The 18,906-nt window shown below is 31.2% G+C and carries 19 protein-coding genes; 15 read left to right on the forward strand and 4 right to left on the reverse strand.

Going from position 1 to position 18,906, the window contains the following annotated elements:
- Positions 1 to 73: 73 nt before the first annotated feature.
- Complete coding sequence (locus ACEWL1_RS05340) at positions 74 to 2,746, reverse strand: putative LPS assembly protein LptD (protein WP_409232267.1); 2,673 nt, start codon at positions 2,744 to 2,746, stop codon at positions 74 to 76.
- Between the two features lie 32 nt (positions 2,747 to 2,778).
- Here ACEWL1_RS05340 and ACEWL1_RS05345 point away from each other — a divergent pair, with 32 nt between their 5' ends.
- The 13 genes from ACEWL1_RS05345 (at position 2,779) to ACEWL1_RS05405 (ending at position 14,082) form a co-directional block, all read left to right on the forward strand.
- Positions 2,779 to 3,906 (forward strand): N-acetylmuramoyl-L-alanine amidase family protein, encoded by a 1,128-nt coding sequence (locus tag ACEWL1_RS05345; protein ID WP_409232268.1) that lies wholly within the window; start codon positions 2,779 to 2,781, stop codon positions 3,904 to 3,906.
- A 55-nt stretch (positions 3,907 to 3,961) separates the two neighbouring features.
- A complete protein-coding gene (locus ACEWL1_RS05350) occupies positions 3,962 to 4,927 on the forward strand; it encodes an MlaD family protein (protein WP_409232269.1) in 966 nt (321 codons plus the stop codon).
- A gap of 73 nt (positions 4,928 to 5,000) precedes the next feature.
- The gene (locus ACEWL1_RS05355) at positions 5,001 to 6,317 is read left to right on the forward strand and encodes a 4Fe-4S dicluster domain-containing protein (protein WP_409232270.1); all 1,317 of its coding nucleotides are present in this window, start codon (positions 5,001 to 5,003) and stop codon (positions 6,315 to 6,317) included.
- A 75-nt stretch (positions 6,318 to 6,392) separates the two neighbouring features.
- Entirely contained in the window at positions 6,393 to 7,172 is a 780-nt protein-coding gene (locus ACEWL1_RS05360; protein ID WP_409232271.1) for a (Fe-S)-binding protein, read from the forward strand.
- A gap of 11 nt (positions 7,173 to 7,183) precedes the next feature.
- Entirely contained in the window at positions 7,184 to 7,573 is a 390-nt protein-coding gene (locus ACEWL1_RS05365) for an SPOR domain-containing protein (protein ID WP_409232272.1), read from the forward strand.
- Positions 7,573 to 8,529, forward strand: coding sequence for a 1,4-dihydroxy-2-naphthoate octaprenyltransferase (gene menA / locus ACEWL1_RS05370; RefSeq protein WP_409233031.1), 957 nt, complete (start codon positions 7,573 to 7,575; stop codon positions 8,527 to 8,529). Before ACEWL1_RS05365 ends, menA begins: the two co-directional genes overlap by 1 nt.
- A gap of 17 nt (positions 8,530 to 8,546) precedes the next feature.
- Positions 8,547 to 9,365: a DUF4349 domain-containing protein gene (locus ACEWL1_RS05375; protein ID WP_409232273.1), complete on the forward strand. Its 819-nt coding sequence runs from the start codon at positions 8,547 to 8,549 to the stop codon at positions 9,363 to 9,365.
- A 4-nt stretch (positions 9,366 to 9,369) separates the two neighbouring features.
- The gene (locus ACEWL1_RS05380) at positions 9,370 to 10,047 is read left to right on the forward strand and encodes a metal-dependent hydrolase (protein WP_409232274.1); all 678 of its coding nucleotides are present in this window, start codon (positions 9,370 to 9,372) and stop codon (positions 10,045 to 10,047) included.
- A gap of 1 nt (position 10,048) precedes the next feature.
- A complete protein-coding gene (locus ACEWL1_RS05385; protein WP_409232275.1) occupies positions 10,049 to 10,564 on the forward strand; it encodes an SRPBCC family protein in 516 nt (171 codons plus the stop codon).
- Positions 10,565 to 10,566: 2 nt separating this feature from the next.
- Positions 10,567 to 10,956, forward strand: coding sequence for a VOC family protein (locus ACEWL1_RS05390; RefSeq protein WP_409232276.1), 390 nt, complete (start codon positions 10,567 to 10,569; stop codon positions 10,954 to 10,956).
- Between the two features lie 90 nt (positions 10,957 to 11,046).
- Positions 11,047 to 12,087, forward strand: a complete 1,041-nt coding sequence (locus ACEWL1_RS05395) for an o-succinylbenzoate synthase (protein WP_409232277.1) — start codon at positions 11,047 to 11,049, stop codon at positions 12,085 to 12,087.
- A gap of 2 nt (positions 12,088 to 12,089) precedes the next feature.
- Complete coding sequence (locus tag ACEWL1_RS05400) at positions 12,090 to 13,034, forward strand: CPBP family intramembrane glutamic endopeptidase (RefSeq protein WP_409232278.1); 945 nt, start codon at positions 12,090 to 12,092, stop codon at positions 13,032 to 13,034.
- A complete protein-coding gene (locus tag ACEWL1_RS05405; protein ID WP_409232279.1) occupies positions 13,024 to 14,082 on the forward strand; it encodes an AMP-binding protein in 1,059 nt (352 codons plus the stop codon). The genes ACEWL1_RS05400 and ACEWL1_RS05405 overlap by 11 nt, the downstream gene beginning before the upstream one ends.
- Here ACEWL1_RS05405 and ACEWL1_RS05410 read toward each other — a convergent pair.
- The 3 genes from ACEWL1_RS05410 to ACEWL1_RS05420 form a co-directional block, all read right to left on the reverse strand.
- On the reverse strand, positions 14,075 to 15,349 hold the full coding sequence (locus ACEWL1_RS05410) for a helix-turn-helix transcriptional regulator (protein ID WP_409232280.1): 1,275 nt from the start codon (positions 15,347 to 15,349) through the stop codon (positions 14,075 to 14,077). The genes ACEWL1_RS05405 and ACEWL1_RS05410 overlap by 8 nt on opposite strands.
- A gap of 259 nt (positions 15,350 to 15,608) precedes the next feature.
- Positions 15,609 to 16,325 carry a YebC/PmpR family DNA-binding transcriptional regulator gene (locus ACEWL1_RS05415; RefSeq protein ID WP_409232281.1) on the reverse strand — a complete coding sequence of 239 codons (717 nt, stop codon included), beginning with the start codon at positions 16,323 to 16,325 and terminating at the stop codon, positions 15,609 to 15,611.
- A gap of 46 nt (positions 16,326 to 16,371) precedes the next feature.
- The gene (locus ACEWL1_RS05420; protein ID WP_409232282.1) at positions 16,372 to 18,000 is read right to left on the reverse strand and encodes an acyl-CoA carboxylase subunit beta; all 1,629 of its coding nucleotides are present in this window, start codon (positions 17,998 to 18,000) and stop codon (positions 16,372 to 16,374) included.
- Positions 18,001 to 18,134: 134 nt separating this feature from the next.
- Here ACEWL1_RS05420 and ACEWL1_RS05425 point away from each other — a divergent pair, with 134 nt between their 5' ends.
- Together ACEWL1_RS05425 and ACEWL1_RS05430 are read left to right on the forward strand one after the other, a co-directional pair.
- The gene (locus ACEWL1_RS05425) at positions 18,135 to 18,659 is read left to right on the forward strand and encodes an NADPH-dependent FMN reductase (protein WP_409232283.1); all 525 of its coding nucleotides are present in this window, start codon (positions 18,135 to 18,137) and stop codon (positions 18,657 to 18,659) included.
- An 11-nt stretch (positions 18,660 to 18,670) separates the two neighbouring features.
- A complete protein-coding gene (locus ACEWL1_RS05430) occupies positions 18,671 to 18,901 on the forward strand; it encodes a (4Fe-4S)-binding protein (RefSeq protein WP_409232284.1) in 231 nt (76 codons plus the stop codon).
- The last annotated feature ends 5 nt before the right edge of the window (positions 18,902 to 18,906 follow it).

The raw sequence follows: 18,906 nt of genomic DNA on the forward strand, positions 1-18,906 counted from the left end.
TTCCTAATTCCTAATTCCTAATTCCTAATTCCTAATTCCTAATTCCTAATTCCTAATTCCTAATTCCTAATTCCTAAAACAATAATCTATCTGGTAAACTACGTTTATCCCATTTTAAATCGCTTAACATACTTGAGTTTACGCCAATTCTAAAGTAATAAGATTTGTTGTTTCCGAACGGAGACCAATCAAAATTAAAACTCCAGCTATCTAAATCTCTCGTAAATCCTAAGCGAGTATAAGTAAACCCTTTATTTTTAAAATCGTAACCAGAATTATATCTCACTTTCCATTTTGGTGACAGTTCTAAATCGCCATTAAACATTAATGAATTAGAGCTAATTCCGCTATTTATAATTCCGTAATTAGAATAATTCACAGCATATGCAATGCTAATATTCCAAGGAATTGTGGCGTTATATAGTTTGGTTTCTTTTACGTTATTGTCTTTGTTGTTGGTTGCGTTGGGAGAAGAATTTTCAAACTGATTTTGATTTGTATTATTAGAAGATGTTTTTTCTTTTTTTTCAAAATCTCTACTAGAAAGGGAAACGTTTGCGGTAATATTTGCACTTGTTAGTCTAAAAATATTGCTATTTATTTTGTTTATTCTATTTCCACCTCCATCTATCTGATAAGGATCTAATGTTGCTCCAAAATTAATAGACAATTTATCTTTAAAAAAACGAGTTCCAGCATTCATGGAAACTGGACTCCATTTTAAACTATCCGCAGCAATATTATAACTTGTGTTAAAATTTAGATTATTCAATAATGTTATTTTTTTGTCTTCGGTATCTAAAGAATCTTTTGATGCAATTTTTGCTTCTAAAACATTACTAATATTAATCCCGACTGAGTTTGACAACCCAGCTCCAGGCCTTCCATAAATTCCTTCTTCAAAAGGTGAATAGGTTAAAATATCTGTAGGATCAATACTTTGCTGCACTTGTTGATTGTATTTGTCTGCAAAATCAGGTCTGTATCCGTAAGTTATTGATGGCCTAATAGTGTGACGTAATTTGATATCTCCTTTTTTGAGTGAGAAATCACCATAAATAGTTGTTCCTAAAGAAACACCAGCGCTATATTCTCTAAAACTTTTAAAACCACGAACAGTATCTTTAATCGCTGTTCCAGATGTAGCATCGTAATACCTGTTGATATAATCCCAATTCCAAACTTCTTTAAAATTTGCACTTGGCGATAAGGTGAAGTATTTTAATACTTTCATATTGGTATTTGCAGATGCTGTATGTTGCACACCAGCTTTTGCAGTCTCAAACATTTCTGGCTTAAAGAAGAGAGAATCTGTAGTGTTAATTCTGTAATCTCCTTTCATACTGTAATTCAACCCTACTTTTTGCAATGCATTTTTTTTAATTCCGCCTTTACCGGCAAATGGATAAATTCTATCCATATTAACTTGTAAAGAAGGCAATGTCATGTTTATTTCTTGCGTATTTGTGTTTTGAGAATGACTTGCTGTTGCATTTAAATTAAAAGGTGTGCCAACGAATTTTTTATAATATGAAATGGAAGAACTTAGCGTATTTGTTAAAAAATCAGAGCTATTTACTTCGTTTAAAGATTCTCTAAAATATTTACTACTCCCTAAATTTACAGACGCAGAAAAACGAGCATTCGGATTTGATTTTGCATCTTGATTATGGGACCATTGTACATTAAAATTTGCCGATTTACTATAGTCGTCAAAACCTTTAACACTTCTGATTAGATTTTCGTATCTAAAACTAAAATTTCCATTGTATTTATAGCGAACAACATAGCTAGATTCTGATCGTAAACCCCAACTTCCATTGGTATAAACATCACCCATTAAAGAAATATCTAAATAATCATTTAACGCTAAATAATAACCACCGTTTTGTAAAAAATAACCTTGATTACTTGCTTCTCCCCAAGTTGGAATGATAAAACCAGAAGCTCTTTTATCGGTCATTGGAAAATATGCAAACGGAATAGCAACAGGAGTTGGAACATCTGCAATAACCAAATTACTAAGTCCGACGATAATTTTTTTACCAGGAACTAATTTTGCTTTTCTAGTTTTGATATAATAATCTGGATTAACTTTATCTGAAGTTGTAAATTTTATGTTTCTTAAAAAGAGTGTTGAATCATTTACTTTTTTCATCTTTTCGCCATAGGTAATCATTCCTGATTGATTGGTTTTGATGTTGTAAATAAGTGTGCGTTTGGTTTTAAAATTATATAAAATAGAATCTTGTTCAGACTCTTGAGAGCCTTGTTTAAAAACGGGTCTTTGCGTATAACCTAAACTGTCTTTTATGCCTCTTGCAAAAAGTGTATTTTTCTTATTATCGATTAAAATATAACCAGCTTTTAAATCGATATCTTCATAAGTTACATGAGCTTGATTGTATAATTCTATTTGCTTTGTTTTCGCATTTTGTAAAATATAATCTACAGCATTGTGTGTTATTTTTGATGCTATGGAGCTTTTAGGCTTTGCAATCGTATCAATTTTAATAGTATCTAATTTTTTCTTTAGCAAAAGACTGTCCTTTTTTAAGGAAGATTTTTTATCTTTAAGAAGTGGAATTGGTTTGGTTTTTGTTTTTACATCTTGAGCAAAACCAGTTTGTAAGCAAAAAAGGCTAAGGAAGCTAAATAAAAGTATGTGTGGTATGTTTGATTGCAACGCTTTTAATGCTATTTTTGTGACAAATGTAAAAATATACTTCAATTGTTGAAGTGCCAAATTTGAAAAGCCAAAATTAAGTAAAAATATTGATGTCAATAGTAGAACGCCCTAAATATAATCATAAAACGAAGCTTTTTACCCTTTTTATTTGCAGCTTGTTTTTTTTAAGTGCAACACAATTTAGTTTTGCGCAGAAAAAAACATACACAATTGTTTTAGATGCTGGTCATGGCGGACATGATCCTGGGAATATAGGGAACGGTTACCGTGAAAAAAACATAGCTCTAAAAGTAGCATTAGAAGTTGGTAAAATCATCGGGAAAGAAAAAGACATTAAAGTTGTTTTTACACGTAAAAACGATGTTTTTGTAGAGTTGTGGAAACGAGGAAGCATTGCCAATGATATCAAAGCAGATTTATTTGTATCTATTCATTGCGATTCTCATACTTCAAACGCTTATGGAATCGGAACTTTTGTTTTAGGAGCTAGGGGAAATCGACAAAATTTAGAAATTGCAAAAAGAGAAAACAGCGTAATCCTTTTAGAAAAAGATTATAAACAAAACTATAATTACGACCCCAATTCACCTGAATCTGTAATTGGTTTGTCTTTGTTGCAAGAAGAAAATTTAGATCAAAGTTTGCAATTGGCAAGCATTATTCAGAACAATCTTGTTGCAAAATTAAAACGTCATAACAGGCATGTTAAAATGGATAATTTTCAAGTATTACGAGAAACCATTATGCCAAGTGTGTTAATAGAATTAGGGTTTTTAACCAATAAAAAAGAAGGGCGTTTTTTAAATTCTAAAAGTGGTCAACAAGCAATGGCAAAAAACATTGCGAATTCTATTATTTCTTATGTAAATCAATTAAAATTAAATACAGTTGATGTTGATATTACCATCGTTGATGAAACTCCAACCGTTGTAGAAACTAAAAATGAAGTAAAAAAAGCATCAATTGAGTATAAAATTCAGATTGCTTCAAGTAGAAAAAAAATTGCGACAAAATCTTATAATTTTAAAGGATTAAAAAATGTAGAAAGTGTAAAAGTTGGAAAGTTTTACAAATATTATTATGGTAAAACTGCCGATTATAAAAATATACAAGCATTGTTAAAACGAGTAAAAAAGAAAGGATATTCATCGGCCTTTATTGCTGCATTTAAGAATGGTAAAAAAATTTCAGTAAAAGAAGCGTTAAAAACAAGGTGATTTACGTATAATCTCCAAAAAATTATTAGTAATATTGTTACTTAAATAAGAATGTATGTCTAGAGAACTAAAAACGGGGTTTGTTGCAGTTGTTGTTATTGCTCTTTTTATTTGGGGTTTTAACTTCTTGAAAGGAGAAAATATTTTTGCTAAAAATCAACGTCATTTCTTTGTAGAATATAATAATATTCAAGGCCTAAAAAAATCTAGTGCTGTTACTATTAACGGTTTACAAGTTGGTAGTGTTGTTGATATAAAATTTAATTCGAGTCCAGATAAAAAAGGAAAACTAGTAGTAGAAATGCTAATTGAAAACGACTTTCAGTTTTCAAAAAAATCTATTGCAAAAATTTATAGTGCTAGTTTAATGGGTGGTCAATCTTTAGCTATTATCCCATCTTATGAAGGCGATGCAGCGGTTGATGGAGATTATTTAAAAGGAGAAGTAGAGTCTGATATTTTTTCAACAGTTGGAGAGAAATTAAATCCGCTTCAAGCAAAAGTAGAAAGTGTTATTGTAAGTGCAGATTCTTTATTATTGGGTTTAAATCAAACCTTAGATGTTAAAGCAAGAAAAAGTTTAAATAACAGTATTTTAGGATTAGAACATACTATTACAGATGTAAGAAAAACATTAGGTTCTGTAAATCAATTGTTAGATTCTAGTAAAGTGGGAATTAAAAATACCTTTGACAACACTAGAGTTATTACAGAGAATTTAATGAAGTTATCTGACACTTTGGTAAATGCAAATATTGGTTTAACCATTAAAAAAGCACAAGAATCTTTAGATTATATAAATCAGTTGATGGTCGGAATCCAAAAAGGAGAAGGCTCTTTGGGGAAATTAGTGAAAGATGATGCGATGTATAATAACTTAACCAACATGTCTAAAGAATTGGAAGAGTTGATTAGAGAAATGAAATTGAATCCAAAGCGTTTTGTACATTTTTCTTTATTCGGTAAGCGTGCAGTTCCTTATGATCCAGAAAAGAACAAAAAGAACGAAACCAGTAACTAAAACTGCTTGAATTAATTTTAAGCGAAGGTTTCATTAGAGCATCAAAAATAATATTAGCAACAAATAAATAGATATGCAATACTTACCAAACATCATTTTTGCACTGATACTAATTGCCGGAATCGGTTTTTTTGTAAAGAATATCCGTAAACTTATTCGCAATATCAACTTAGGGAAAGATGTAGATAGATCAGACAATAAAGCTGCGCGATGGAGAAACATGGCAAAAATTGCATTAGGACAATACAAAATGGTTCGTCGTCCGGTGTCTGGAATTTTACACGTTGCGGTATACCTTGGGTTTATCATCATCAATATTGAGGTCTTAGAAATTATTATTGATGGATTGTTCGGAACACATAGAGTTTTTCAACCACTTTTAGGTGATGCTTTTTATGGGTTTTTAATCGGAACTTTTGAAATATTAGCAGCCATTGTATTTGTTGCAGTTGTTGTTTTTTGGATTCGTAGAAATGTGATCAGAATTAAGCGTTTTTGGAACAAAGAAATGACTGGTTGGCCAAAGAGTGATGGAAATATCATTTTGTATTTTGAAATGATTTTAATGACTTTATTTATTGTGATGAACGCTTCGGATGTCGCTTTTCAAGAAGCGGGAATAGGCAATCCAATTAGCCAATTTGTATATCCAATCTTAAACGGATTTTCACAAGAAACTTTACACTTAATAGAACAAACATCTTGGTGGATTCATATTGTAGGAATTTTAGCATTCTTAAATTACTTATACTATTCTAAACATTTGCATATTTTATTAGCGTTTCCGAATACATTTTACGCAAAATTACAGCCAAAAGGGCAATTGGATAATTTAGAAGCAGTAACCAAAGAGGTACAATTAATGATGGATCCAAGTGCAGATCCTTACGCTGCGCCTGTAGAAGGAGCAGAAGATGAAGTCCCTGAAAAATTTGGAGCATCTGATGTAACCGATTTAAATTGGGTGCAATTGATGAATGCATATACCTGTACAGAATGTGGTCGTTGTACTTCTGCTTGTCCGGCAAATCTTACAGGAAAAGAATTGTCACCAAGAAAAATCATGATGGATACGCGTGATCGAATGGAGGAAGTTGGCGCAAATATTGATGCCAATGGAGGGGTTTTTAAAGACGATGGAAAACAATTGTTAAACGATTACATTTCTCCAGAAGAATTGTGGGCGTGTACAAGCTGTAATGCTTGTGTTGAAGAATGTCCTGTAAATATTGACCCATTATCAATCATTATTGATATGCGTAGATATTTGGTAATGGAAGAAAGTGCTGCGCCGCAAGAATTAAATATGATGATGACCAACATCGAAAATAACGGAGCACCTTGGCAATACAATCAAATGGATCGATTGAACTGGAAAGACGAAGAGTAAAAACAATTTTTTAATTAACAATTATCAATTACGAATTGTATTAATTCATAATTCATAATTCAAAATTTGTAATTTATGATAGTACCAACAATGGCAGATATGATGGCTCAAGGAAAACAACCAGAAGTGTTGTTTTGGGTTGGAGCAGCTGGAAGTTTTGACGATAGGGCAAAAAAAATAACACGTGCTTTTGTGAAAATTTTACATCAAGCAAAGGTGGATTTTGCTGTTCTAGGAACTGAAGAAAGTTCTACTGGAGACGCAGCAAAAAGAGCAGGAAATGAATTTTTATTTCAAATGCAAGCTGTTACAAACATAGAAGTGCTAAATGCTTATGAAGTAAAAACCATTGTTACTTGTGATCCTCATTCGTTTAATACGCTGAAAAATGAATATCCGAGTTTAGGAGGAAAATATGAAGTTTTTCATCATACACAATACATCAAAAAGTTAATCGCAGACGGAAGGTTAGAAATTAACAATTCGGTTTTAAAAGATAAAAAAGTTACTTTTCACGATCCTTGTTATTTGGGTAGAGCGAATGATGAATATGAGTCTCCGAGAGATTTAATCAAACGTTTAGGTGTCAATTTAACAGAAATGAAACGCAATAAGTCCACCGCATTATGTTGTGGAGCTGGTGGAGCGCAAATGTTTAAAGAACCAGAAAAAGGTGATAAAGACATTAACGTGTTAAGAACAGAAGATGCGTTAAAAACACAGCCAGAAATTATTGCAACGGGTTGTCCTTATTGTAACACAATGATGACAGACGGCGTAAAATTTAAAGAAAAAGAAGCAGAAGTTGCTGTGTTAGATATCGCAGAGCTTATTGCACAAGCAAATCAATTATAAAATTGAATAATATGAAGACAATACAAGTAGTTTTAGTAAGCTTATTTTTAGTATTCATTTCTTGTGGAGATAAAACTCCAAAGGGAAAAGAAGTTGTTCTTCCTGTTAAAAAAGTTGAAACTCCTGTAAAAACTGTAGATGAAGAGGTTAAAGAGCCATCATTGATTTTTAGTGTGCAGATTGGTGCTTTTTCAAAAGAAAATCAAAAATTTGCAGCAATTGAGAATGTTGTAGTTTCAAATGAAAACGGATTGTTTAAATACAGGTTAGGTGCTTTTGAAACCTATAATGAAGCTAGGAGTTTGAGAAGAAACTTAAGGAATATCTATCCTGGAGCTTTTATTCAAGCTGTTAAAAATGGTGAAAAAGTTGAGATAAGAGAAGCGTTAAAATCTAAATAATTCTTTTGATTAAAAAATATATTCAAGCTGCTAGGTTAAGAACATTGCCGTTATCCATTTCTGGAATTATTGTTGGAAGTTTTTTAGGAAATAATGATAGTACATTTAGAATTTCAGAAAGTCTTTTTAATACCACAATTTCAGTAGGTGCAGCTCCAATATATACATCATCCATTTTTTGGCTAGCGATTTTAACCACAATCGGATTTCAAGTATTATCAAACTTTGCCAATGATTATGGAGATGGAATCAAAGGAACTGACGATAACAGAACAGGTGAAAAACGATTGGTAGCTTCTGGAGCAATTTCTCCAAAACAAATGAAATCAGCAATGATACTTACAACAATTGTTACTTTAATTGTTGCATTGACTTTGATTTATGTTGCCTTCGGAAAAGATGATTTTGGATATTCTATTTTATTTTTCTTATTAGGAATTGCATCCATTGCAGCAGCCATAAAATACACAGTTGGTAAATCGGCTTATGGTTATAGCGGATTTGGAGATGTTTTTGTTTTTGTTTTTTTTGGATTGTTAAGCGTTGTAGGTTCTTACTTTTTGTTTACCAAGGAACTAAATTTTACGATTTTTCTTCCAGCATTTTCAGTCGGATTTTTAAGTACAGCGGTGTTGAATTTAAACAATATGCGCGATAGAGAAAACGATAAAAAAGCTCATAAAAACACATTGGTTGTTAAAATTGGAGCGGAATCTGCAAAGGTGTATCACTCTGTTTTAATTATTACTTCGTTCTTAGTTGCATTTTTATATGTTGTGATTCAATATAAAAATCCGATACAGTTTTTGTTTTTGGTTGCATATTTTCCATTGCTAAAACATCTACTTTTTGTGATGAAAAACACCAACGAAGCCGGTTTAGATGGCGAATTAAAAAAAGTAGCGCTAAGCACTTTTCTGTTTGGCATTCTTTTTGGATTAGGTCAGGTTTTATAACTTAAATTAATATCAGCATGAAAAAAATAATGCTTTTTTTAGGGGTCTTATTAATTGCAGTTTCTTGTGATTCTAATCAAGATAGAGCAGCAGAACACGAAATGATGCAATTCGATGCGGCAGTTTCAAGAAAGTCAGTTGTAGCAGACCAAAAATTAAAACAAACTAAATCAAATCAAAACGAATCAAACTCTCAAAGAAAACTCATTAAAACCGGGAATGTTACTTTTGAAGCAAAAGACTTAGACAAAACAAGAAAAACCATTGTTGATTTGGTAGATCAATACAACGGTTATATTGCAAGTGATAACGAGTACAAATCTGACGATAGAATTAGCACTACAATTTCTACTCGAATTCCGGCTGAAAAATTTGATGTAATTTTAAATGAAATTGCAAAAGGAGTAGAAAAGTTTGATTCAAAAAACATCAGAATTTCTGATGTAACAGAACAGTTCTTAGATGTTGAAGCAAGATTAAAAACGAAAAAATCCTTAGAAGTTAAGTATTTAGAAATTCTTAAAAAGGCAAAAACTGTTAGAGAAATTTTAGATGTAGAAAGAGAATTAGGTAAATTAAGAGCCGATATTGAAGCTACTGAAGGACGTTTAAAATATTTACAAAATCAAGTTTCTTTTTCAACATTAAGCATCACCTTTTACAAGCAAATCTCTGCAAGCGAAACTAGTTTTATTGGTCAAATTTCCAAAGCATTTAAAACAGGATTCGAAAATATAAAAGATTTCTTCTTGTATTTGATACATATTTGGCCTTTTATTATTATTTTGTTCCTTCTATTTTTCTATCTTAGAAAAAGAAGATTAAGAACAACATAAAACAATGAAAATAACTTTTTACGGACATTCTTGTTTTGGAATAGAAATTAACAATATTCACATTGTTGTTGATCCATTTATTACGGGAAATCCAAAAGCATCACATTTGGATGTAGATTCTTTAAAGGCCGATTATATTTTGGTTACGCATGCGCATCAAGATCATGTGTTAGATGTAGAAAAAATCGCTCATAATACAGGAGCAATTATCCTTTCTAATTTTGAAATTGTCAATTATTTTATGGCAAAAAAATTAAAAGGATTTCATCTAAATCATGGCGGAACATTTAAAACGGAAGATTTTTCTGCAAAATATGTAAATGCAATTCATACTTCTTCTTTTGCAGACGGAACGTATGGTGGTCAACCAGGCGGATTTATATTTACGGCAAACAATACATCCATTTATATTGCTGGCGATACCGCACTAACTTTTGATATGAAACTGATTCCGATGTTTAGTAAATTAACTGCGGCAATTTTACCAATTGGCGATACGTTTACAATGGGAATAGAGGAAGCAATTGTTGCAAGTGATTTTATAGAATGTAACAAAATTATTGGTTGTCATTTTGATACATTTCCACCAATTGAAATTAATCAAGAAGAAGCAAAAAAACTATTTAAATCAAAATCTAAAGAACTTATTTTACTAGAGATAGGAAGTTCAATCGAATTATAAAATGAAAGGAGTTAAAATTATTTTAGGAATAATAACCGCTTTGGTTATCGTGTTTTTTTCAACAGGATTAATTATCAAAGAAACAACCTATCAAGTTAAAATAGAGATTGATAAGCCGTTGAACACAGTTTTTTCTGTGTTTAATAACCAAGAGTTAATGAAAGAATGGTTGACAGATGTAAAGTCGATAACACCAGTAAATGTTAAACCAGGAATTGTAGGCAGCGAATATAAAATGATTGTAGAAAATCAAGGAAAAGAAATGGAAATGAGCGAAAAAGTAATGGCTTTTATCCCTAACAAAAAAGTAACCTTGTTTTTTGATGCAGACGACATGTTGAAAACTGATGAGTATAATTTTAGCTTCTCTGACGGGAAAACAACAATTATAAAAGACGTAATTTGCAAAAGCGATTCGTATTTAATGAGCTGTTTATTTCCTTATTTTAAAGGAACTTTTACAGATATTGATCAAAAATATTTAGAAGATTTTAAAACATATATAGAAAAACAATAATTATGGAAGTAAATATGATCAGTTGGTTTGAAGTTCCTGTTTTAGATATGGACAGAGCCAAAAAGTTTTACGAAACAGTTTTTAATGTAGAAATCACAGTCAATAAATTTGGCGATGTTTTAATGGGGTGGTTTCCGCCTGCCGAAGACATTACTGCACCAGGAATTAGTGGTTCTTTAGTGCAAAGTGATGGAAATTATATTCCGTCTGCAACGCACGGTTCAGTTGTGTATTTTAATTCTCAATCTGGAGATGTTTCTGATGAATTAGCTAGAGTAGAAGCAGCTGGAGGAAAAATATTACAAACAAAAACATTGATTTCTAATGAAATCGGTTATATGGCAATGGTGTTAGATTCTGAAGGAAATAGAATCGCATTGTATAATAAATAGTATTATTTTTTTGACAGAATATTGTCACCTCGAGCGCAGTCGAGAGGTTTTTTAATTAGGTCTCGACTGCGCTCGACCGGACATGATATTTTGATTTCAGCTACGTACCACAAATATATTCTTAACTTTAAAAGGCCAAGCGGAACGTCTCGTGGAATTTTAAAAACCAAAGAAACATGGTTTATCATTTTAGCTAAAGAAGGAAAACAAGGAATTGGAGAATGCGGAATTCTAAGAACATTAAGTGTTGATGACAGGCCAGATTATGAAGAAAAGCTAAAATGGACGTGTCAAAATATATATTTAGGCTTAGATGTTTTGCTAAAAGAACTTTATGAGTTTCCAAGCATTCAATTTGGTTTAGAACAGGCGTTTTTATCATTACAAAGCGTAACAGAATTCGAATTATTTCCATCAGAATTTACGAAAGGTAAAAAATCAATTCCCATCAATGGATTAGTTTGGATGGGAACCAAAGAGTTTATGAAAACTCAAATCAAAGAAAAAATAGCTTCGGGTTTTACGTGTATTAAAATGAAAATTGGTGCCATCGATTTTGAAACAGAACTAGAATTGTTAATCGCAATTAGAAAAGAATTTTCATCCAAAGAAATTGAATTACGCGTAGATGCAAACGGCGGATTTACTCCAACAGAAGCATTAGAGAAATTAAAACGATTATCTGAGTTGGAAATTCATTCTATAGAGCAACCTATAAAACAAGGTCAGTTAGAAGAAATGGCTTTTTTATGCGAGAAAACACCTTTGCCAATTGCGTTGGATGAAGAATTAATCGGTGTTTTTTCAGAAGCAGAAAAAGAAGAAATACTAGAGATAATCCAACCACAATTCATAATTTTAAAGCCAAGTTTAATTGGCGGATTTAACGGAAGTAGCGAGTGGATTGGGAAGGCAAAAAAACGCAATATAGATTGGTGGATTACATCGGCTTTAGAAAGCAATGTAGGTTTAAATGCCATTGCACAATTTACGTTTAGATTGCAAAACAAGATGCCACAAGGTTTAGGAACTGGAGGTTTATATACAAATAATTTCAACTCTCCTTTAGAAATACAAAAAGGGAGTTTAGCATATCATAATTCCAAAAAATGGAATTTTAAATTAAGTTAAAAATGGATTTTATACAAAAAGGGTTTACTGGAAAAATTAACACTTGGCGTTATCTGCTTACCATGGTTTTGGTGTTTTTAGGAATTCAAGTTGCAAGTATTCCATTAGTGGTTGCTGCTTTTTTTCAAGTAAATGGAGATTTAGAGAAGTTTCAAAAAGGAGCAGAGTCTAATTTTATGGATATTGGCATGAACTCAAGTTTATTCTTGTTTCTAATGATTTTAACTTTCGCTGGAGGAGTTTTAACCTTGTTTTTATGTGTAAAATATTTACATAAAAAGAAGTTTCTTTCTATTATAACATCAAGAAAAAAAATAGACTGGAAGCGAGTTTTCTTTGCGTTTGCTTTATGGGGAACGATTTCTGTAGTATCTGTTTTTATAGGAATGTATTTGTCTCCTGAAAATTATACATGGAATTTTAAACCCATTCCGTTTTTCACATTACTATTTGTTTCTTTTGTGTTTTTACCATTTCAAACAAGTGCAGAAGAATTGATCTTTAGAGGATATTTAATGCAAGGATTAGGAACATTAGTAAAAAATAGATGGTTTCCGTTATTAGTTACATCTGCAGTTTTTGGATTGATGCACGGGATGAACCCAGAAGTAGAACGATTGGGGTATATACTAATGGTGTTTTATATTGGAACAGGTTTGTTGTATGGAATTACAACGTTGATGGATGAAGGAACCGAATTAGCGTTAGGTTTACACGCATCTAATAACATTATTGCAGCATTTTTAGTAACTACAGATTGGATGGTTTTTAGAACAGATGCATTGTATATTGATACATCAGAGCCGTCAGTTGGAGCAGAAATGTTTATTGGTGTTTTTGTGTTGTACCCATTATTGTTGCTTATTTTTTCAAAAAAGTATGGTTGGACCAATTGGAAAAGTAAATTAGTTGGTAAAGTTGAAATTCCTGTAATTAATGAGCAATAATCAGTTGCATATAAACTTTAAACTCAATGGAAATTCTTTTTCTACTTCAGATGAATTGATTCTTTTTTCTAAAGAAATCTCAGATGCTACACAACAATTTTTTAACGATTGGTTTTCTGATTCAGGATTTATAGAGGTGCAAACTTCTGGCTCAACAGGAAAACCAAAAGCGTTACAACTCAAAAAAGAATTTATCATAAATTCGGCTTTGGCAACTGGTGCTTTTTTTGATTTAAAAGAAAATACAACTGCGTTATTGTGTATGTCGACCGATTTTATTGCAGGAAAAATGATGTTGGTTAGAGCACTTGTTTTGGGTTGGAGTTTAGATGTAGTAGAGCCAGTTTCTAACCCCTTAGAAAAAATAGAAAAAAGCTATGATTTTTCTGCAATGGTGCCAATGCAATTAGAAAAATCACTTTCTCAAATAAATAAAATTGACAAGTTAATTGTTGGTGGCGCAATGGTTTCAGAAGAATTGGTTTCTAAAATTCAGAATGTATCAACCAAAATTTTTGCAACATTTGGTATGACAGAAACGATTACTCATATTGCTGTAAAACAATTAAATGGATTTAAAAACCGAACTACTAGCGAAGTAGAAAAATCTCATTTTATAACCTTGCCAAATGTTTCTATCTCTAAAGATGCTAGAAATTGTTTGGTGATTAATGCTCCGAAAGTTTCGGGCGCAAAAATTGTAACCAACGATGTTGTCAAAATTATTTCTAAAAATAAATTCAAATGGCTGGGCAGATTTGACAACGTAATCAATTCTGGCGGAATTAAATTACACCCAGAGGCAATAGAGAAAAAATTAGCTAAGATTATAAAGCAACGTTTTTTTGTTGCTGGTGTACCTGATACAAACCTGGGCGAAAAACTTATTTTAGTTGTTGAAGGAAAAAAAACAACAATAATTTTGAGTAAAGCCAAAACACTTTCTAGGTTCGAAACACCAAAAGCAATTTATTTTGTTGATGCATTTATTGAAACTACAACAAAAAAAATCCAACGGAAAAAGACACTAGAAATACTTTTTAAATAGTCATTAAAAAACTTCGCAAATCTTGATCCTCAGGTAAATCTAATTTTTTCTTTATTCTGTATCTAGCTGTTTGCACAGATCTTGGGTCAACATTTAAAATTCTAGCAATTTCTTTTGTTTGAATGTGTAATTTTATAAACATACAATGTCTTAGTTCAGTTTCTGTAAGCGACGGACATTTATGAAGTAAATTGTCATAAAATCCACTAAATACAGTATTAAAATGTAGTTTTAATTGTTCCCATTCATCATTGCTTTCAATAATAGAATCTATTTGTTTTATTGAGTTGTTAAGTGCTTTTGTGTTGTCTGTTTTAATAAATTTTAAATCTGCTTTAACCTCTTTTAAATATTGTTTGTAATGTAGAAGTTGTGTAGAAAAAGAAATCATTTGTTTTTCGTTTTCTAAAAGTTCATAATTCAATTTCTGAATGGTGTTTTTAAATTTGTCTTCGTTATTTCTATTTTTGAAATAAATAATAAAACTACCAATTATGGTTATAATTAATAAGCCGCCAACTATTGCAAGAAAAAAAAGTAAATTTTGATTAGAGCTTTTATACATCTCTAATTGTGTTGTAGTATTTGTTAAAATTAAATCATAATTTAAGGTCTCAATTTTATTTTCTAAATTATTTTTTGTTTCAATTTGATTTTGAACTACTTCGGTTAAAATAGCATTATCTGTATGTCCAATAATTTCTAAACTAAAAATACAATCACTAGAAAAACTATTAAATTGATGAACTTCAACAGCAATTGTATTTATCCCTTCTTTGAAAACGGAATTATCAAAAACTTTTTTATAAAATTTTTCTTCATCCTTATCATTAACAACTTGTAGCGATTTTGTAGCTGGGTTAATAATGCCGGCAGGCATATTGTCTCTGTATAATTCTTTTCCGTTTACATATATAACTGCACCGTCATCTCTTTGTAGTTTAAACTCTATTCCTGTGTAAGTTGCAGGATCTTTTATATTAATTCTTTTAATAAAGTACTTAGTTAGGTCTTTATTATGTTGGCCTTTTCCAAAATTAATTTTTGTTGTTATAATTTTATCGCCATAACCTATTGGTGTATAGCCAACTTTCCAGTTTGAAAAATTTGTTGTTTTAAACCAATTATCTTCTAAATAACCATTATCGAAGTAACTCCATTGATCTATACTTTTAATAAGTGTATCTTGACTATAAGAAGAAGAATATGATAAAGTACAGAATAAAATAAAAATGTATTTATAATTTTTTTTTGTTATTACTTTCATAGTTATTGTATTGATAGTCAAATGTAGTAGTTTTTGATAAATAAAACATGAGTTGTAGTAGATAAGTTGTATGTGTAAAGTTCTGCTTGTTATTTATATAATATATATTTGAATTGTACATTCAGATGAATTAAAGGGAAGATTGTATTGAAATCGGGGGATAAGTCAAACTATCATCAAGGAATTTATTGAGTGTAAAAAAGCCGTATCATTTGATACGGCTTTTTAATTTTGTTTAAAATTTTTACTACTATAAATTTTACATTTCCATTGAATGATAAACGTTTTGTACATCATCATCCTCTTCTAAGCGTTCTAATAATTTTTCTACGTCAGCTTGTTCCGTTTCAGAAAGTTTTTTAGTTGTAGTTGGAATTCTTTCAAAACCAGAAGATAAGATTTCTATATTGTTTTCTTCAAAATAAGATTGAATAGAGCCAAATTGTTCAAAAGGTGCATATATAATAACACCTTCTTCATCATCAAAAACTTCTTCAACTTCAAAATCTATTAATTCTAATTCTAATTCTTCCATATCAATAGAAATATCTTCTTTTCTTACGGTAAAATTGCACGTATGATCAAACATAAAAATAACAGAGCCAGAGGTTCCGAAATTCCCATCACACTTATTAAAGGCAGATCTAACATTTGCAACTGTTCTATTATTATTGTCTGTTGCAGTTTCTACAACTAATGCTATTCCGTGGGGTGCATATCCTTCAAACAAAACTTCTTTATAATCTGCGGTATCTTTATCTGTAGCCTTTTTTATAGCTCTTTCTACGTTTTCTTTTGGCATATTTGCAGCTTTTGCATTTTGCATAACAGCCCTCAAACGAGAATTTGAATCTGGATTTGGTCCGCCTTCTTTTACTGCCATTACAATATCTTTACCAATTCTGGTAAAAGTTTTTGCCATTGCAGACCAACGTTTCATCTTTCTTGCTTTCCTAAATTCGAATGCTCTTCCCATTTCTAAATTCTGATTTTTGTATTATTTTTTCGGATACAAATTAAAACTAAACTTGTATAATTCCCAAATTAAATTGCTTTTCTATTGGTGCATGATTTGCGGCTTCAATTCCCATTGAAATCCAAGTTCTGGTGTCTAACGGATTGATAACTGCATCTGTCCATATTCTTGCTGCAGCATAATATGGAGAAACTTGTTTGTCGTATCTGTCTTTTATTTTATTAAAAAGTTCTGCTTCTTTTTCTGGAGTAATTTCTTCGCCTTTCTTTTTTAAAGATGCGGTTTCAATTTGTAGCAATACTTTTGCAGCAGAATTTCCGCTCATTACTGCCAATTCTGCACTTGGCCAAGCAACAATTAGTCTTGGGTCGTAGGCTTTACCACACATAGCATAATTTCCTGCTCCGTATGAATTGCCAATAATAATAGTGAATTTAGGAACAACAGAATTGCTCACTGCATTCACCATTTTTGCGCCATCTTTTATAATACCACCATGTTCAGATTTACTTCCAACCATAAACCCGGTAACATCTTGTAAAAAGACTAACGGAATTTTCTTTTGATTACAATTGGCAATAAAACGGGTTGCTTTATCAGCCGAATCGTTATAGATAACTCCGCCAAATTGCATTTCACCTTTTTTAGTTTTCACCAATTTTCGTTGATTTGCTACAATTCCAACAGCCCAACCATCAATTCTGGCATACCCAGTTAAAATGGTTTTTCCGTACCCTTCCTTATATTGATCAAACTCAGAATTATCAACCAAACGCTTGATAATTTCTAACATATCGTATTGTGCGTTTCTTTCTTTTGGTAAGATTCCAAAAATATCATCTTCCTTTTCTTTGGGAGGAAAAGATTCGGTTTTGCTAAATCCAGCTTTGTCGTAATCGCCAATTTTATCAATAATATTTTTGATTTTATCCAACGCGTCTTTATCATCTAGAGCTTTGTAATCTGTAACTCCAGATATTTCACAATGTGTAGTTGCTCCTCCTAAAGTTTCATTGTCAATAGATTCTCCAATTGCCGCTTTTACCAAATAACTTCCTGCTAAAAAAATACTTCCGGTTTTATCAACAATTAATGCTTCATCACTCATAATTGGTAAATACGCACCGCCGGCAACACAACTTCCCATAATTGCAGAAATTTGTGTAATTCCCATGCTGCTCATCACTGCATTATTTCTAAATATACGACCAAAATGCTCTTTGTCTGGGAAAATTTCATCTTGCATTGGTAAATAAACTCCAGCTGAATCTACCAAATAAATAATTGGCAATTTGTTTTCTATAGATATTTCTTGCGCTCTTAAATTCTTTTTCCCTGTGATCGGAAACCATGCTCCAGCTTTTACCGTTGCATCATTTGCCACAACAATACATTGCTTCCCTTTTATATAACCAATTTTAACGACAACTCCGCCTGAAGGGCAACCGCCGTGTTCTGCATACATGTCTTCACCAGCAAATGCAGCAATTTCAATACTTTTAGATTTGTTGTCTAATAAGTAATCAATACGTTCTCTTGCAGTTAACTTTCCTTTTGCTTTGTGTTTTTCTATCCTGCTTTTTCCGCCGCCTAGTTTTACTTTTACCAACCTGTTTTTTAAATCAGAGGCTAAAAGTTTGTTGTAATCTTCGTTTTTATTGAAGTTAATATCCATTAAATAATGTGTATAAAAATTGAAACGCTAAGGTACAAAAATGAGTTATTATTTACACCAATATATTACTTGGAAATATTTTCCTTGGAAAATAAAATAATTATTCTTAAATTTGTGTCAAATAATAAAAGAAAATGAAGAAAGTTTTAGCATTTGCAGGTAGTAATAGTACATCATCAATTAATAAACAATTGGCAGTTTATGCCGCTTCTTTGGTTGATGAAACATATGATGTTGCCGATTTAAATGATTATCAATTACCAATTTTTAGTATAGATATTGAAGCAGAGGGTTTTCCAAAAGCAGCTTTGAAATTTAATAAACTGTTAAATAATTATGATGGTTTTGTAGTTTCTTTAGCGGAACACAATGGATCTTATTCGGCTGCATTTAAAAATATTTTTGATTGGGTTTCTAGAATTGATAGAAAAGTATTTAAAGAGAAGCCAGTTTTGTTATTAGCAACTTCGCCAGGAGCAAGAGGTGGAAAATCTGTTTTAGAAACAGCCGTAACTACTTTTCCGCGTATGGGTGCAAACATCGTTTCAACATTTTCTTTACCTAATTTTTATGATCATTTTAAAAATGATGAAATACAAAACCCTGAATTAAAAGAAGGATTATTAAAAGCAATAAAAGAGTTTCAATTAGTAATTTAAAACTAGAAATTATGGAAGAAAAAAAGCAACTCAAAAAAACATATAGTAATGAAGAGATTACTGTTGTTTGGCAACCACATATGTGTACACATTCTAAGAAATGTTGGAAAGGTTTGTTAGAAGTTTTTGATCCGAGAGAAAAACCATGGATACAATTAGATGGAGCCACAAACGAACAGATAAAAAATCAAATTGATCAATGTCCGTCAAAAGCACTTTCTTATCAATTAAATAATTTGTAGAAAAT

This window comes from Polaribacter gochangensis (assembly GCF_046224025.1).
GTDB lineage: Bacteria > Bacteroidota > Bacteroidia > Flavobacteriales > Flavobacteriaceae > Polaribacter > Polaribacter gochangensis.

Excerpts from the sequence above, each read along its gene's own strand:
- ACEWL1_RS05415 (WP_409232281.1), bottom strand. The coding sequence starts at position 16,325 with ATGGGAAGAGCATTCGAATTTAGGAAAGCAAGAAAGATGAAACGTTGG.
- ACEWL1_RS05400 (WP_409232278.1), top strand. The coding sequence starts at position 12,090 with ATGGATTTTATACAAAAAGGGTTTACTGGAAAAATTAACACTTGGCGT.
- ACEWL1_RS05365 (WP_409232272.1), top strand. The coding sequence starts at position 7,184 with ATGAAGACAATACAAGTAGTTTTAGTAAGCTTATTTTTAGTATTCATT.
- ACEWL1_RS05345 (WP_409232268.1), top strand. The coding sequence starts at position 2,779 with ATGTCAATAGTAGAACGCCCTAAATATAATCATAAAACGAAGCTTTTT.
- ACEWL1_RS05390 (WP_409232276.1), top strand. The coding sequence starts at position 10,567 with ATGGAAGTAAATATGATCAGTTGGTTTGAAGTTCCTGTTTTAGATATG.
- ACEWL1_RS05405 (WP_409232279.1), top strand. The coding sequence starts at position 13,024 with ATGAGCAATAATCAGTTGCATATAAACTTTAAACTCAATGGAAATTCT.
- ACEWL1_RS05375 (WP_409232273.1), top strand. The coding sequence starts at position 8,547 with ATGAAAAAAATAATGCTTTTTTTAGGGGTCTTATTAATTGCAGTTTCT.
- ACEWL1_RS05430 (WP_409232284.1), top strand. The coding sequence starts at position 18,671 with ATGGAAGAAAAAAAGCAACTCAAAAAAACATATAGTAATGAAGAGATT.
- ACEWL1_RS05425 (WP_409232283.1), top strand. The coding sequence starts at position 18,135 with ATGAAGAAAGTTTTAGCATTTGCAGGTAGTAATAGTACATCATCAATT.
- ACEWL1_RS05420 (WP_409232282.1), bottom strand. The coding sequence starts at position 18,000 with ATGGATATTAACTTCAATAAAAACGAAGATTACAACAAACTTTTAGCC.
- ACEWL1_RS05410 (WP_409232280.1), bottom strand. The coding sequence starts at position 15,349 with ATGAAAGTAATAACAAAAAAAAATTATAAATACATTTTTATTTTATTC.
- ACEWL1_RS05385 (WP_409232275.1), top strand. The coding sequence starts at position 10,049 with ATGAAAGGAGTTAAAATTATTTTAGGAATAATAACCGCTTTGGTTATC.
- ACEWL1_RS05380 (WP_409232274.1), top strand. The coding sequence starts at position 9,370 with ATGAAAATAACTTTTTACGGACATTCTTGTTTTGGAATAGAAATTAAC.
- ACEWL1_RS05350 (WP_409232269.1), top strand. The coding sequence starts at position 3,962 with ATGTCTAGAGAACTAAAAACGGGGTTTGTTGCAGTTGTTGTTATTGCT.
- ACEWL1_RS05355 (WP_409232270.1), top strand. The coding sequence starts at position 5,001 with ATGCAATACTTACCAAACATCATTTTTGCACTGATACTAATTGCCGGA.
- ACEWL1_RS05360 (WP_409232271.1), top strand. The coding sequence starts at position 6,393 with ATGATAGTACCAACAATGGCAGATATGATGGCTCAAGGAAAACAACCA.